Raw genomic sequence first — 13628 nt, forward strand, 5'->3', positions numbered from 1 at the left:
AATGCCCGGTGCGCGGATGATAGCGGAGCTTGCGCCCCGCTCCCACTTGCGGGAGCGGGCGCAAGCCGCGCGCATCAGCCTACCGAGGGCAGCATGCCGGCCGGCAGCAGCGGCGTCAGCACGCGCTCGGCCAGCAGTTCGTCGGCGGCGGCGATGTCCGGGGCGAAGAAGCGGTCCTCGACGTAGTACGGCACCTTGGCGCGCAGCGTCTGGCGCGCCTGCTCCAGCGCCGGCGTGCTCTTCAGGCCCTCGCGGAAGTCCAGGCCCTGGCAGGCGCCCAGCCATTCCACGGCGAGGATGCCGCGGGTGTTGGCGGCCATTTCCCACAGGCGCTTGCCCGCACCCGGTGCCATGGACACGTGGTCTTCCTGGTTGGCCGAGGTGGGCAGGCTGTCGACGCTGTGCGGGTGGGACAGCGCCTTGTTGTCGCTGGCCAATGCTGCCGCCGTCACCTGGGCGATCATGAAGCCGGAGTTGACCCCGCCATTGGCCACCAGGAACGGCGGCAGTTGCGACATGTGCTTGTCCATCATCAGCGAGATGCGCCGTTCGGACAGCGAGCCGATCTCGGCGATGGCCAGGGCGATATTGTCGGCGGCCATGGCCACCGGCTCGGCGTGGAAGTTGCCACCGGAAATCACCTCGCCTTCGGCGGCGAACACCAGCGGGTTGTCGGATACCGCGTTGGCCTCGACGCCGAGCACCTCGGCGGCCTGACGTAGCTGGGTCAGGCAGGCGCCCATGACCTGCGGCTGGCAGCGCAGCGAGTACGGGTCCTGCACCTTGTCGCAGGCCGCGTGGGAACGGCCGATCTCGCTGCTGTCGCCGAGCAGGTGACGGAACGCCGCTGCCGCGTCGATCTGCCCGCGCTGACCACGGGCGGCATGGATACGCGCATCGAAGGGCGAACGCGAACCCAGCAGCGCCTCGACGCTGAGCGCGCCGCAGACGCTGGCGGCGGCGTACAGGTCCTCGGCCTCGAACAGCCCGCGCAGGGCGTAGGCGGTGGACACCTGGGTGCCGTTGAGCAGGGCCAGGCCCTCCTTGGCGGCCAGGGTCATGGGCTCCAGGCCGGCGATGGCCAGCGCCTCGGTGGCCGGCAGCCATTCACCCTTGTAGCGCGCCTGGCTTTCGCCGAGCAGCACCAGCGACATATGCGCCAGCGGCGCCAGGTCGCCGGACGCGCCGACCGAGCCCTTCAGCGGGATATGCGGATAGACCTCGGCATTGACCAGGGCGATCAGCGCATCGATCACCTTGCGGCGGATGCCGGAGAAGCCGCGCGCCAGGCTGTTGATCTTGAGCAGCATGATCAGGCGCACCATGGCATCGCTCAGCGGCTCGCCGATGCCGGCGGCGTGGGACAGCACCAGCGAGCGCTGCAGCTTTTCCAGATCGGCGTTGGCGATGCGGGTCGAGGCCAGCAGGCCGAAACCGGTGTTGATGCCGTAGGCGGTGCGCCCCTCGGCGATGATCTGGTTGACGCAGGCGACGCTGGCGTCGATGGCCTGGTGGGCGCTGGCGTCCAGGGTCAGGTGCACGGGCGCCTGGTAGGCGGCGCGCAGGTCGGCCAGGGTCAGCTGGCCGGGTTTCAGGTTCAGGGTGTTCATGTTCTGTTCTTCCACGGAGTGAGTTCGCGCCTGGCGAATCAGAGCCGAATAATGGCTGAAGTCGCGATACGTGCAGTGATTGATGCGCCGGCCCATCGGGCCGGCGGCGAACGTGCCTTAACCGATCATCGGCAGGTTCAGCCCCTGCTCCTTGGCGCAGTCGATGGCGATCTGGTAACCGGCATCGGCATGACGCATCACCCCGGTGCCCGGGTCGTTGGTCAGCACGCGGGCGATGCGCGCGGCGGCTTCGTCGGTGCCATCGCAGACGATGACCATACCCGAATGCTGGGAGAAACCCATGCCCACGCCACCACCGTGGTGTAGCGACACCCAGGTCGCGCCGCTGGCGGTATTGAGCAGGGCGTTGAGCAACGGCCAGTCGGACACGGCATCGGAGCCGTCCTGCATCGCCTCGGTCTCGCGGTTGGGGCTGGACACCGAGCCGCTGTCCAGGTGGTCGCGACCGATCACGATAGGTGCGCTCAGTTCACCACTGCGCACCATCTCGTTAAAGGCCAGGCCGAGCTTGGCACGCAGGCCAAGGCCGACCCAGCAGATACGCGCCGGCAGGCCCTGGAAGCTGATGCGCTCGCGGGCCATGTCCAGCCAGCGGTGCAGGTGGGCGTCGTCGGGGATCAGTTCCTTGACCTTGGCGTCGGTCTTGTAGATGTCCTCGGGGTTGCCGGACAGCGCCGCCCAGCGGAACGGGCCGATGCCGCGGCAGAACAGCGGGCGGATATAGGCCGGGACGAAACCGGGGAAGTCGAAGGCGTTGTCCACGCCCTCCTCCTTCGCCATCTGGCGGATGTTGTTGCCATAGTCGAAGGTCGGCACGCCCATCTTCTGGAAGTCGAGCATGGCTTTGACGTGCACGGCCATGGACTGCTTGGCGGCCTTGACCACGCCCGCCGGATCAGTGGCTGCACGATCCTTGTATTCGGCCCAGGTCCAGCCGATGGGCAGGTAGCCGTTGAGCGGGTCGTGGGCGCTGGTCTGGTCGGTGACCATGTCCGGGCGCACGCCACGCTTGACCAGCTCCGGCAGGATCTCGGCGGCGTTGCCCAGCAGGGCGATGGAGATGGCCTTGCCTTCGGCGGTGTACTTGGCGATGCGCGCCAGGGCGTCGTCGAGGTCAGTGGCCTGCTCGTCGACGTAACGGCTGCGCAGACGGAAGTCGATGCTGCTCTGCTGGCATTCGATGTTCAGCGAGCAGGCGCCGGCCAGGGTAGCAGCCAGCGGCTGGGCACCGCCCATGCCGCCCAGGCCGGCGGTCAGCACCCAGCGGCCCTTGAGGTCACCGCCGTAGTGCTGGCGACCGGCTTCGACGAAGGTCTCGTAGGTGCCCTGGACGATGCCCTGGCTGCCGATGTAGATCCAGCTGCCGGCGGTCATCTGGCCGTACATGGCCAGGCCCTTGGCATCCAGCTCGTTGAAGTGCTCCCAGCTCGCCCAGTGCGGCACCAGGTTGGAGTTGGCGATCAGCACGCGCGGGGCGTTGCTGTGGGTCTTGAACACGCCGACCGGCTTGCCGGACTGCACCAGCAGGGTCTCGTCGTCGTTCAGCTCCTTGAGGGTCTCGACGATCTTGTCGTAACACTCCCAGTTGCGCGCGGCGCGGCCGATGCCGCCGTACACCACGAGCTCCTTGGGGTTCTCGGCCACGTCCGGGTCGAGGTTGTTCATCAGCATGCGCAGCGGCGCTTCGGTCAGCCAGCTCTTGGCGGTGAGCGTGTTGCCGCGCGGGGCGCGGATTTCGATGTCGCGGTACTTGGTCATTTGCGGGCTCCTGTGGAGAACGAGTTAAGGGTGGGCGGTCAGAGCCAGCCCAGAAATTGCGCGAGATAGGCCAGGGGGATGGCCAGCAGCAGGCTGAGCAGGGTGCGCTGCAGCCAGATCAGCAGCAGGTGGCCCAGGCTCAGGGGAATCCGCGTGGCCAGCACGCAGGGAATCGAGGCGGAGAGAAACAGCACGCTGCTCACCGAGACGATGGCGGTGACGAATTTCACCAGCACGTCGGCATCCTTGAGCAGCATGGCCGGCAGGAACATCTCGGCCAGGCCCGAAGACAGGGCGCGGGCCACCTGCATCGGCTCGTCCAGGCCGAACAGCCAGGTCAGCGGATAGAGCAGCAGGCCGAGGGCGTCGAACAGCGGGGTGTATTGGGCCGCGAGCAGACCGAGCAGGCCGACGGCGAGGATGCTCGGCAGGATCGCCGCGGTCATGCGCAGACCGTCGAGGAAAGTCTCGCGCAGTGCCATCGGCAGCGAAGGCGCGTTGCTCGCCTGCTGCAGGCCGGCGCGCCAGGCGCTGGCCAGTCGGCCTTCGCCGTTCTGCAGCGGCGCTTCCGGGATGGATTCGGACGGCAGCCGCGACAGCGGATAGATGCGCGCGCTGATCGCGGTGACGCTGAAGGTCACCGCCATGGCGCTCCAGAAATACAGGTTCCACTGACCCATCAGGCCCAGGGTCTTGGCGATGATCACCATAAACGGCGCCGACACGGTGGAGAAACCGGTAGCGATGATCGCCGCCTCGCGCAGGCTGTAGTGGCCCTGGCGGTACATGCGGTCGGTGATCAGCAGGCCCACCGAGTAGCTGCCGACGAAGGAGGCCACGGCGTCGATGGCCGACTTGCCCGGCGTGCGCCAGATCGGCCGCATCACCGGCTGCATCAGCACGCCGATCAGCTCCAGCAGGCCGAAGCCGATCAGAAACACCAGGGCCAGCGAGCCCAGCGGCACGATCAGCGCCAGGCTGAGCACCAGCTTGTCGAACAGAAACGGCAGCATGCCGGGCTGATACAGCGCCTGCGGGCCGAGCTGCAGCAGATAGGCGACGCCGATCAGCAGGCCGAACACCTTGAGCACGCTGAACACGCCGTGGGTGCGACTGCGCCGCCAGCTGCCGTCGAGCCAAGGCGCCAGCGCACCGTAGAGCATGAACAGCAGCGCCAGGCCGATCACCAGGGGGCGCGCATGCACCTGCAGGGCGCTGGCAGCGTGGTCGAGGAGAATGGTCGAACGCCCGCCGATCTCGAACGGCACGAAGAACAGCAGCAGGCCGATCAGGCTGTACCCCAGCAGACGGGCCAGCGCACGCGGGCGCGACACGCCGGCGCTCAGCGGCAGGGACTCAGACATGGCGCGGCTCCTGGCCGCGGCGGCGGGCGGTGGTGAACATCGTGGTTTCCTCGTAGTTGTTGTTGTGCGGGAAAGCGTCGGGCTTGCGTGCTCAGAGGCTGAGCAGGTGGATCAGCCGCGCCGCCACCTTGGCGGTGCGGTTGTCGATGTCGTAGTCGGGGTTGATCTCGGCCAGGTCGGCCAGGCGCAGCTTGCCGCTGGCCTTGAGCCGTTCGATCAGCGGCTCAAGCAACTCCAGGCGCACGCCGCGCGCGGCCGGGGCGCTGACGCCGGGCGCCTCGCAGGCCGGCAGCACGTCGATGTCGATGGTCAGGTAGAGCGCATCGCAGCCGGCGGCGAAGGCGTCCAGCTCGGCGCCGATGGCCTCCAGGGTGGCCTCGCGGATTTCGCGGTCCTCGCGCACCAGCACGTTCAGCTCGGCGGCGCGAGAAAACAGCGCGCGGGTGTTGCTGGCGCGGCTGACGCCCAGGCAGGCATAGCGGAACGGCCAGCCGCGCGCGGCGCACTGCTCGGCGATCTGCGCGAAAGGCGTGCCGGAGGAATGCACATGGGCCGGATCGCGCAGATCGAAATGGGCGTCGAAGTTGACGATGCCAATCTTCGGGGCGTGGTTGCCGGAGAGGTGTTCGGCCAGACCGGACCAGCTGCCGAAGGCCACCTCGTGGCCGCCGCCGATCACCACCGGCAGGTGGCCGGCATCCAGCAGCGCACAGACGTTGCGACCGAGGCGCGCCTGAGCCGCTTCCAGGTCACCGTCTTCGCAGGTGACGTCACCGGCGTCATAGGCCGGCGCCTGGCGATGCCAGGCCAGGTTGGCCAGCGCCTTGCGCACGCTCGACGGCGCGCCGGCGGCACCGACACGGCCATGGTTGCGGCGCACACCCTCGTCGCAGGCGAAGCCGAGCAGGGCCAGGCCAGGCTCGCTGGCTTCGCCGAGCACGCGGATGCGCTGGTGCCAGCGCGCGCTGTCGGCTTCGGGATCGGTGCGGCCGGTCCAGGCGCTCATGCAATGACGGTCAGCGTGCATAAACCACTTCTCCCTTGAAAACGCGCTGGCGCAGGCGCCCGGCCTGCACCGCATAGGCCAGTTCGGCCGGTTGCTGGATGTCCCACAGGCACAGGTCGGCAGGCGCGCCGACCTCGATCCGCCCCAGGTCGAGGCGCCCGAGGGCGCGGGCGGCCTGGGCAGTCATGCCGCTCAGCGCTTCGCGCGGGGTCAGCCGGAACAGGGTGCAGGCCAGGTTGGCCATCAGCGTGGGCATGCAGATCGGCGAGGTGCCGGGGTTGGCGTCGCTGGCCACGGCCATCGGCACGCCGTACTGGCGCAGCAGCTCGATGGGCGGCAGCTGGGTTTCGCGCAGCACATGGAAGGCGCCGGGCAACAGCACGGCGACGGTGCCGGCCTCGGCCATGGCGCGCACGCCGGCCTCGTCGAGGTATTCGATATGGTCGGCCGACAGCGCACCGTAACGCGCGGCCAGGGCACTGCCGCCCAGATTGGACAGCTGCTCGGCATGTGCCTTGATCGCCAGACCATGGGCCTTGGCCGCCAGGTAGATGCGCTCGCACTGCGCCGGGGAGAAACCGATGCCTTCGCAGAACACGTCCACCGCATCGGCCAGGCCTTCGGCGGCAGCGGCCGGAATCATCTCGTCGCAGACCAGGCTCACGTAGTCGTCGGCGCGGCCGGCGTATTCCGGCGGCAGGGCGTGGGCGCCGAGCAGCGTGGTGATCACCCGCACCGGTCGCAGCTGGCCGAGGCGGCGGGCCACGCGCAACATCTTCAGCTCGTCGGCGACGGTCAGGCCGTAACCGGACTTGATCTCCACCGTGGTCACGCCATCGGCCAGCAGCGCATCGAGGCGCGGCAGGCTGGCGGCGATCAGCTCGTCCTCGCTGGCCGCGCGAGTGGCGCGCACGCTGCTGAGAATGCCGCCGCCGGCGCGGGCGATCTCTTCGTAGCTGACGCCCTCCAGGCGCTGCTCGAACTCGCCGGCGCGGTTGCCGGCGTAGACCAGGTGGGTGTGGCAGTCGACCAGGCCGGGAGTCAGCACTCCGCTGCGACCAGCGCAGGCGGCGCCCTGGGCGTGCGCCTCGTTGAACTCGCGCGCCGGCCACAGACCGGCGATGCGCCCGTCCTCGACCAGCACGGTCATCGCCTCGCTCAGCTGCACCAGGCCATCGAAGACCTGCACATCACGCCACAGCTGTTTCGAAGTTGATTGCGTCGGCATGGGATTCTCCCTGCTTGTTTTGTATATACAATATGAGTGACTCGACGGACCGTCAAGCCATGAAAATGTTTTTGACCGGACGGTCATATGACTGCAGACACCATCGAATTATCGAGCGGATCGCCCGACATAGAGCCATCACTGTCGCTCAACGGTGGCCGAGCGACCGCGCTGACAATGGTTGCCATTCGTCGCCCATCGGCCATGTATATACATTTGGAGAAGCCATGCCCTGCACCCTGCTCGACCTCGCCACTGCCCGCGTCATGCCCTGGAAGAACGGCGGCGGCGAAACCCTGGAACTGGCCATCGCGCCGGCGGGCGCCGGGCTGGAGGATTTCGCCTGGCGCATCAGTTGCGCCCGGGTCGCCAGCAGCGGACCGTTCTCGCGCTTTCCCGGGGTCGACCGCAGCCTGGCGCTGCTGGCCGGCGAGAGCCTGACCCTGCAACGGGCAGGTGCCGGCTCGCAACGCCTGCGCCCAGGCGAAGCGCCCCTGGCGTTTACCGGCGAAGAGTCGATCTGCGCGGCGCTCGACGCCGGTCCGGTGCGCGACTTCAACCTGATGACCCGCCGCGACGCCTGGCGCCACGAGCTGCAGCTGCTGCCTCTGGATGGCGAGCGGACGCTGGAGAACGCTGCCGAAGTGCTGCTGCTCTGGTGCCAGGCCGGTTCGAACTTGGGCTGCCAGCTGCCCGACGGCCAGCACCTGCGCCTAGACCCGGATCGCGGCCTGCTGCTGGAAAAAGAAACGGGCCGGCTGACGCTTCGCAGTGCGCAGCCGGCCCGGCTCTATGTGGGCAGAATGTATCGACGCTGAGGCGTCAGAAACTCAAGCGCATACCCAGGGTCAGGTTGCGTCCGGGCAGCAGCACCTCGTCCTTGATGAAGGAGGTATGCTCACGTGCCTTGCTGTCGAGCAGATTGTCGCCGCGCACGTAGACCGTGTAGCCGGTGTGCCCGAGGTTGCCGCGATAGCTGAGACCGGCACCGAGCATGTTGTAGCCGGAGGTATTACTCTCGTAGTCGGCACTGTCATCCTGACGCTGTACCCGGTAGAACTCCACTTGACCGCCAAGCGCCGGAGTGAAGGCCTGCTCCAACCGCACGCCCAGACGGTCAGCCGGGATGCGCGGCAAATCGCCGCCGCCATCGCGCAGCTTACCGCGCACATGATCGCCGAATAGGGTCATGGCCAGAGCAGCGGTAGCCTGGAAACGCACTTCACCCTCGGCACCGGTCAGCACAGCATCGTGCTGGCGGTACTCGATCTCGCGGTAGCCGGCGCCAGGCTCATGCCCGGTTTCGGCGGCGTAGATGAAGTCGTCCACCTGGTTGCGGTACAGGCTCAGGCTGAAGGTGGTGCGTCCGGCGAACTTGCGCAGTGTCAGTTCGGCGTTGTGCGAGGTTTCCTCGTCCAGCTCGGGGTTGCCCAGCTCGATGGTGCGGGTCGCCGCGTGCGGACCGTTGGCATACAGTTCTTCGGCGGTTGGCAGACGCTTGGAGCGCGACAGCGAGAAGCCCAGGGAATACTGCGGGGCAAAGGTCCAGACCGCCCCGGCGGAGACCGAAGTGCCACGGTGATCGGTGTCGGGTTGCGCGCCGTCGACATCGATGTCCTGCCACTCGTGACGCAGCCCCAGCTCGTAACGCCAGTCGCCCAGATTGTATTCCTCGAGCAAAAACAGCGCGTGATTGCGGGTCAGGGTCGGCGGTACATAGGCCTCTTCACCGAGGGCTTCGAAATCTCGGCGCAGGGTTTGCACGCCGAGTACGCCACGCCAGCCCAGCAGCGGCTCGTGGGTCAGTTCGATACGGGCGTCGGTGGCCTTGTTCTTGAAGGTGGTGGAGGCGACGCCGCCTTCCATCTCGCGGTGCTGGTAGTCGCTGTGACCGACTCGCAGACGGGCGCTCTCGAATCCATCGAAAGGATCACTCAGCTCGCCACGCAGGTCCCAGCGTTTCTGATCCATATCGATATAGGGCACGCCCTCGGCATGCTCATGCTCTTCTTCATGCTCACCGTGGTCGTGGTCATCGTCGTGGTCGTCATGCCCGTGACCATGATCATGCTCGTCTACGCAATGCCAGTCGGCCGGACCGTGAGTGTGGCAATCGGCGTGGGCATGCGCGAGCAAGCCATAGCGATTCTTCTGCCGGGTATGGGCCAGGCCGAGGTAGCCGCGCTCACCAACCCAACTGGCGCCGACGGTGCCAGTCTCAGTGTCGTTGTAGGAACCCAACTGCTTGTCCGAACGCGGATCGCCCTCGGCGCCGGGAATCTCGTACTCGTCAGCATTGCGCTTGAGACCCTCAATGCGCGCGGCGAAGTTGCCGCTGCCGACGGTGATCCCGAACAGTCCGGTGCTCTCGTTGGCCACCGTGTTACCACGCCATTCCAGCTCACCCTCGTAGCCGTTGACCGGGGCGTGGGTCGGCACCTTCTTGTCGATCACGTTGACCACGCCGCCGATGGCGCCGCCGCCATACAGGAGCGTCGCCGGCCCCTTGAGTACCTCGATACGCTCGGTCAGCATCGGCTCGACGGTGACCGCGTGATCCGGGCTGATGGTCGAGGCATCGAGCACATCGACACCATCGGACAGCACTTTCACCCGCGCGCCATCCTGCCCACGAATGACCGGACGACTGGCGCCGGCACCGAAGGAACTGCCGCGCACGCCGGGCAACATGTCCAGGGTACCGCCGAGGGTAGCCTGACGTCGGTCGATCAGCTCATCGCCTTCCAGCACCGCCGCCGGCGTGACCATGCGAGCGGTCGAACCCGCCAACGGGCTGGCGCTGACTACGCTGGACTCCAGCTCGATGGGCTGGTTTTCGGCAAAAGCGGGAGGAACCGGCAACAGGGCAACAGTCACGGCCCAGGCCAGGGGATGGCGATACAACCTCATGAAAAACCTCACATTACGAATGAAATGGCGCGCCGGCAGGCACGCAGGTCGGCAGGTTCGAGCGCTGCGGCTCGATTATAGTAACGTTATACTATAACACCACTGATCGAGCTCAAGAACAGGGCTCGCACCAACAGGCTTACTCCTGCGGCAGCGCCATCGACCTGCCCGGACGCGGTGATGGATACCCAAGAAGCCCAGGAAGGCTTTTCTCGCCGCTCTGTTCTATGTGGCCTGGCTGTATCGGCAGGGCTGAAGACACCCTGCCGCGGTCACGAAAGCTTAACCCCGCGCCGCCAACATCGAGCCATCGCTGCCCCAAGGGAGAATGGCCGATGACCGCCAATGCCGATGCCTTGACCGTCGAACCCTCGCTGCCGGCCACGCGCCAATGGCTGTCCTGGTTGCTGGTGGTGGCGCTGATCTACCTGCTGCTGGCCGGCGTTGGCGCCATCGGCGACGGCTTCAAGGCCGCCACCGGCAACAACGCCCGCGAACTGTTCGCCTTCGCCACCAACCCGCTGGTCGGCCTGATGATCGGCCTGGTGGCCACCGCGCTGATCCAGAGTTCCAGCACCGTGACCTCGATCATCGTCGGCATGGTCGCCGGCGGCCTGCCGATTCCCATCGCCATTCCGCTGATCATGGGCGCCAATATCGGCACCTCGCTGACCAGCACCATCGTCAGCCTCGGCCATATTCGCAGCGGCGAGGAGTTCCGCCGTGCCTTCTCGGCAGCCACGGTGCATGACGCCTTCAACATCACCGCGGTGGCCATCCTGCTGCCGCTGGAGCTGCTGTTCCAGCCCTTGCAGCGCCTGTCGGAATCGCTCGCCGGCCTGCTGGTCAGCGATGCCAGCGTCGACATGAAGAGCGTCAACTTCATGAAGACCCTGCTGTCGCCGGCCTCCGACCTGCTCGCGGGCAGCGTCAGCTGGCTGCCCGGCGCCGTATGGAGCGGCGTCGCGCTGATCCTGATCGGCGTGGCGATGATCCTGTTCGTGGTCACGGTCATCGGCAAGGTCCTGCGCAAGGTGATGGTCGGCCGCGCCAAGGACATCATGCACGCCAGCGTCGGCCGCGGCCCGCTGTCCGGCATCGCCTCGGGCAGCGTGATCACCGTGCTGGTGCAGTCGTCCTCGACCACCACGGCGCTGATCGTGCCGCTGGCCGGCAGCGGCGTGTTCAGCCTCAAGCAGGTCTACCCCTTCACCCTTGGCACCAATATCGGCACCTGCGTCACCGCGCTGCTGGCTGCCACCGCGATCACCGGGCCGACCGCGGAGGTGGCCATGCAGATCGCCCTGGTGCACCTGCTGTTCAACCTGCTGGGCATCCTCATCATCTACGCCCTGCCCTTGCTGCGTGGCGTACCGCCGATGATCGCCGAGGGCCTGGCCACGCTGGCGCAGCGCAGCAAGCTCTACGTGGTCGCCTATATCGCCGGCCTGTTCTTCGCCCTGCCCCTGCTGCTGATCGGCGCCAGCCAGATCTGAGCCCTGCCAAGGAGTTGCCATGAGACGCGAACAGAGTCGCCAGGAAACCCAGCAGCGCATCCACGAGCTGCGCGAAACCCTCAACGAGCTGGAGACGCAACTGGCCGGGATGGAGGCGCAGGAGCAGGCCCAGCACCAGCAGATCGAGCACCTCGACGACTATATCGATGCCGTCGACACCAAGCTCAGCAGCCTGCAGCTGTTCTGGAATTCGCTGAAACAGGAATGGCGCAAGCCCAAGGCGTGATCCCATGACGACCCGACTCTCTCTCGCCAAGACCCTGCTCGGCGGCCTCGCCGTCAGCCTGCTCAGCGCCTGCGACGAGGCGCCACCGTTGACTTCGGCCGCGGCCGACCTGCGTATCGACGGCTCCAGCACGGTGTTTCCGTTGACCCGCGAGGCGGCGCGACGTTTTGAGCGCACGGCCGGGGGCAGCCGTATAGCCGTGGACTTCTCCGGCACCGCGGCCGGCTTTCGCCGCTTCTGCGCCGGCGAGACCGACATCAGCAACGCCTCGCGGGAAATCAATGCCGAAGAACTGGCCCAGTGTCAGGCCAACGGCATCGACTTTCGCGTCGTGCCGCTGGCCATGGACGCCATCGCCGTGGTGGTCAATCCGGCCAATACCTGGGTCGATGCCATCAGCGTCGAGGAGCTGAAGAAACTCTGGTCGCCGGCTGCCGAGAAAAAGCTCAACAGCTGGCGCGACCTGCGCCCGGACTGGCCGGATGAGCCCATCGTGCTGTTCGGCCGCGGCCAGGACTCCGGCACCTACGACGTGTTCACCCAGGCCATCGTCGGCACTACGCACAGCAGCCGGCAGGATTACCAGGCCAGCGAGGACGAGGAGTTTCTCGCCAAGTCCATCGCCGCGGAGCCCAATGCCCTGGGCTTCTTCGGTATCGGCGCCTACCACCGGCACTGGGACGAGCTGAAGCTGGTGGCCGTCGACGCCGGCAACGGCGCGGTCTTCCCTACCCTGGAGACTGTCGCGCAGAACCGCTACCAGCCGCTGACCCGGCCGCTGTTTCTCTACGTCAGCCAGCGCAGCCTGGCGGACAAGCCGCTGCTGGACAGCTTCCTGCGCCACTACCTGGACGGCCTGCCCGGCTGGATTCACTTCACCGGCTATATGCCGCTGGCCCGCGACAGCTACCGCAGCAGCCTGGAGGCCCTGAGCAAGGCACCCTGAGCGCGCGCAGGGCCGCCTGGGCAGCAAGCGGTGACTAGTAGCGCGCCGGCACCAGCATGCTGTCGGGTACCGGCATGCGCAGATAGTCCGGGTTGTAGACCCGCGCCGGCAGTTGCACCTGCGCCCGCGGCACCGTCTGATAGGGGATCTGGCTGAGCAGGTGGGCGATGCAGTTGAGCCGCGCGCGCTTCTTGTCGTCGGCCTCCACCACCCACCAGGGCGCCTCGGGGATATGGGTGCGCTCGAGCATCACTTCCTTGGCCTGGGTGTAGGCCTCCCAGCGTCGCCGCGACTCCAGGTCCATCGGGCTCAGTTTCCACTGCTTGAGCGGATCGTGAATGCGCGCCAGGAAGCGGCGGTTCTGCTCGTTGTCGGTGATGGAGAACCAGTACTTGATCAGCAGGATGCCGGAGCGCACCAGCATGCGTTCGAACTCCGGCACCGAGCGGAAGAACTCCTCGTACTCGGCATCGCTGCAAAAGCCCATGACCTTCTCGACGCCCGCGCGGTTGTACCAGCTACGGTCGAACAGGACCATTTCCCCGGCGGCCGGCAGATGCGGCACGTAGCGCTGGAAGTACCACTGGGTGCGTTCGCGGTCGTTGGGTGCCGGCAACGCCGCGACCCGGCAGATACGCGGGTTGAGACGCTGGGTGACGCGCTTGATCACCCCGCCCTTGCCGGCGGCGTCGCGGCCCTCGAACAGCACCACCACCTTGAGGTGGTTGTGCACCACCCAGTCCTGCAGCTTGACCAGCTCGCCCTGCAGACGCAGCAACTCGGAGAAGTAGGTGCGCCGCGACAGATCGCCCGGTTGTAGCGGAACGCCGCCCTCGGCGCGGGCGATCAGGCCATCCATGCGCGCATCGTCCAGCTCCATTTCCAGTTCCTCGTCGAGGCTGTCCTGGAATTCGGCCTGCAGCAACTGCTCGTAGGCCTGTAACGAACTGTGCATCGGATCGGTCATGACGGCTCCTCGCTGACTGGATTACCCCACTGGGTCGCCACAGGCTAGCGAGCAGCAATGACAGCGGCGTGACCG

Annotated in this window: 11 protein-coding genes; 4 read left to right on the plus strand and 7 right to left on the minus strand. The window is 66.9% G+C overall.

The genetic code is table 11. The features are described from left to right. Nucleotides 1-74 precede the first annotated feature (74 nt). From hutH to hutI, 5 genes are all read right to left on the minus strand, one after another. Nucleotides 75-1610, minus strand: coding sequence for a histidine ammonia-lyase (hutH, locus tag L1F06_RS22105; protein WP_129482554.1), 1536 nt, complete (start codon nt 1608-1610; stop codon nt 75-77). A gap of 117 nt (nt 1611-1727) precedes the next feature. Beyond that, on the minus strand, nt 1728-3389 hold the full coding sequence (gene hutU, locus L1F06_RS22110; protein ID WP_129482553.1) for a urocanate hydratase: 1662 nt from the start codon (nt 3387-3389) through the stop codon (nt 1728-1730). A gap of 38 nt (nt 3390-3427) precedes the next feature. Further along, the gene (locus L1F06_RS22115) at nt 3428-4753 is read right to left on the minus strand and encodes a YjiH family protein (protein WP_129482552.1); all 1326 of its coding nucleotides are present in this window, start codon (nt 4751-4753) and stop codon (nt 3428-3430) included. A 91-nt stretch (nt 4754-4844) separates the two neighbouring features. Continuing rightward, nucleotides 4845-5780: a formimidoylglutamase gene (gene hutG, locus L1F06_RS22120; RefSeq protein WP_129482551.1), complete on the minus strand. Its 936-nt coding sequence runs from the start codon at nt 5778-5780 to the stop codon at nt 4845-4847. Then, nucleotides 5770-6987: an imidazolonepropionase gene (hutI, locus tag L1F06_RS22125; protein WP_129482550.1), complete on the minus strand. Its 1218-nt coding sequence runs from the start codon at nt 6985-6987 to the stop codon at nt 5770-5772. Before hutI ends, hutG begins: the two co-directional genes overlap by 11 nt. A 227-nt stretch (nt 6988-7214) precedes the next feature. On the opposite strand from hutI, the gene L1F06_RS22130 reads away from it, so the two are divergent. Next, nucleotides 7215-7805, plus strand: coding sequence for a HutD/Ves family protein (locus tag L1F06_RS22130; RefSeq protein WP_129482549.1), 591 nt, complete (start codon nt 7215-7217; stop codon nt 7803-7805). Nucleotides 7806-7809: 4 nt separating this feature from the next. Here the strand turns inward: L1F06_RS22130 and L1F06_RS22135 are convergent, their stop codons facing one another. Continuing rightward, nucleotides 7810-9897 carry a TonB-dependent receptor gene (locus L1F06_RS22135; RefSeq protein ID WP_129482548.1) on the minus strand — a complete coding sequence of 696 codons (2088 nt, stop codon included), beginning with the start codon at nt 9895-9897 and terminating at the stop codon, nt 7810-7812. A gap of 335 nt (nt 9898-10232) precedes the next feature. Here L1F06_RS22135 and L1F06_RS22140 point away from each other — a divergent pair, with 335 nt between their 5' ends. From L1F06_RS22140 to L1F06_RS22150, 3 genes are read left to right on the plus strand one after another with little or no spacing between them, the layout of a single operon-like run. Further along, a complete protein-coding gene (locus L1F06_RS22140; protein WP_129482547.1) occupies nt 10233-11393 on the plus strand; it encodes a Na/Pi symporter in 1161 nt (386 codons plus the stop codon). 19 nt (nt 11394-11412) lie between these two features. Beyond that, nucleotides 11413-11640 carry a hypothetical protein gene (locus L1F06_RS22145; RefSeq protein WP_004373623.1) on the plus strand — a complete coding sequence of 76 codons (228 nt, stop codon included), beginning with the start codon at nt 11413-11415 and terminating at the stop codon, nt 11638-11640. A 4-nt stretch (nt 11641-11644) separates the two neighbouring features. Continuing rightward, nucleotides 11645-12586, plus strand: a complete 942-nt coding sequence (locus L1F06_RS22150) for a PstS family phosphate ABC transporter substrate-binding protein (RefSeq protein ID WP_129482546.1) — start codon at nt 11645-11647, stop codon at nt 12584-12586. Between the two features lie 34 nt (nt 12587-12620). Here the strand turns inward: L1F06_RS22150 and ppk2 are convergent, their stop codons facing one another. Beyond that, nucleotides 12621-13553, minus strand: coding sequence for a polyphosphate kinase 2 (gene ppk2, locus L1F06_RS22155; RefSeq protein ID WP_004373628.1), 933 nt, complete (start codon nt 13551-13553; stop codon nt 12621-12623). Nucleotides 13554-13628 lie beyond the last annotated feature (75 nt).

This window comes from Pseudomonas hydrolytica (assembly GCF_021495345.1).
GTDB classification, from domain to species: Bacteria; Pseudomonadota; Gammaproteobacteria; order Pseudomonadales; family Pseudomonadaceae; genus Aquipseudomonas; species Aquipseudomonas hydrolytica.

Excerpts from the sequence above, each read along its gene's own strand:
- hutH (WP_129482554.1), bottom strand. The coding sequence starts at position 1,610 with ATGAACACCCTGAACCTGAAACCCGGCCAGCTGACCCTGGCCGACCTG.
- hutU (WP_129482553.1), bottom strand. The coding sequence starts at position 3,389 with ATGACCAAGTACCGCGACATCGAAATCCGCGCCCCGCGCGGCAACACG.
- L1F06_RS22115 (WP_129482552.1), bottom strand. The coding sequence starts at position 4,753 with ATGTCTGAGTCCCTGCCGCTGAGCGCCGGCGTGTCGCGCCCGCGTGCG.
- hutG (WP_129482551.1), bottom strand. The coding sequence starts at position 5,780 with ATGCACGCTGACCGTCATTGCATGAGCGCCTGGACCGGCCGCACCGAT.
- hutI (WP_129482550.1), bottom strand. The coding sequence starts at position 6,987 with ATGCCGACGCAATCAACTTCGAAACAGCTGTGGCGTGATGTGCAGGTC.
- L1F06_RS22130 (WP_129482549.1), top strand. The coding sequence starts at position 7,215 with ATGCCCTGCACCCTGCTCGACCTCGCCACTGCCCGCGTCATGCCCTGG.
- L1F06_RS22135 (WP_129482548.1), bottom strand. The coding sequence starts at position 9,897 with ATGAGGTTGTATCGCCATCCCCTGGCCTGGGCCGTGACTGTTGCCCTG.
- L1F06_RS22140 (WP_129482547.1), top strand. The coding sequence starts at position 10,233 with ATGACCGCCAATGCCGATGCCTTGACCGTCGAACCCTCGCTGCCGGCC.
- L1F06_RS22145 (WP_004373623.1), top strand. The coding sequence starts at position 11,413 with ATGAGACGCGAACAGAGTCGCCAGGAAACCCAGCAGCGCATCCACGAG.
- L1F06_RS22150 (WP_129482546.1), top strand. The coding sequence starts at position 11,645 with ATGACGACCCGACTCTCTCTCGCCAAGACCCTGCTCGGCGGCCTCGCC.
- ppk2 (WP_004373628.1), bottom strand. The coding sequence starts at position 13,553 with ATGACCGATCCGATGCACAGTTCGTTACAGGCCTACGAGCAGTTGCTG.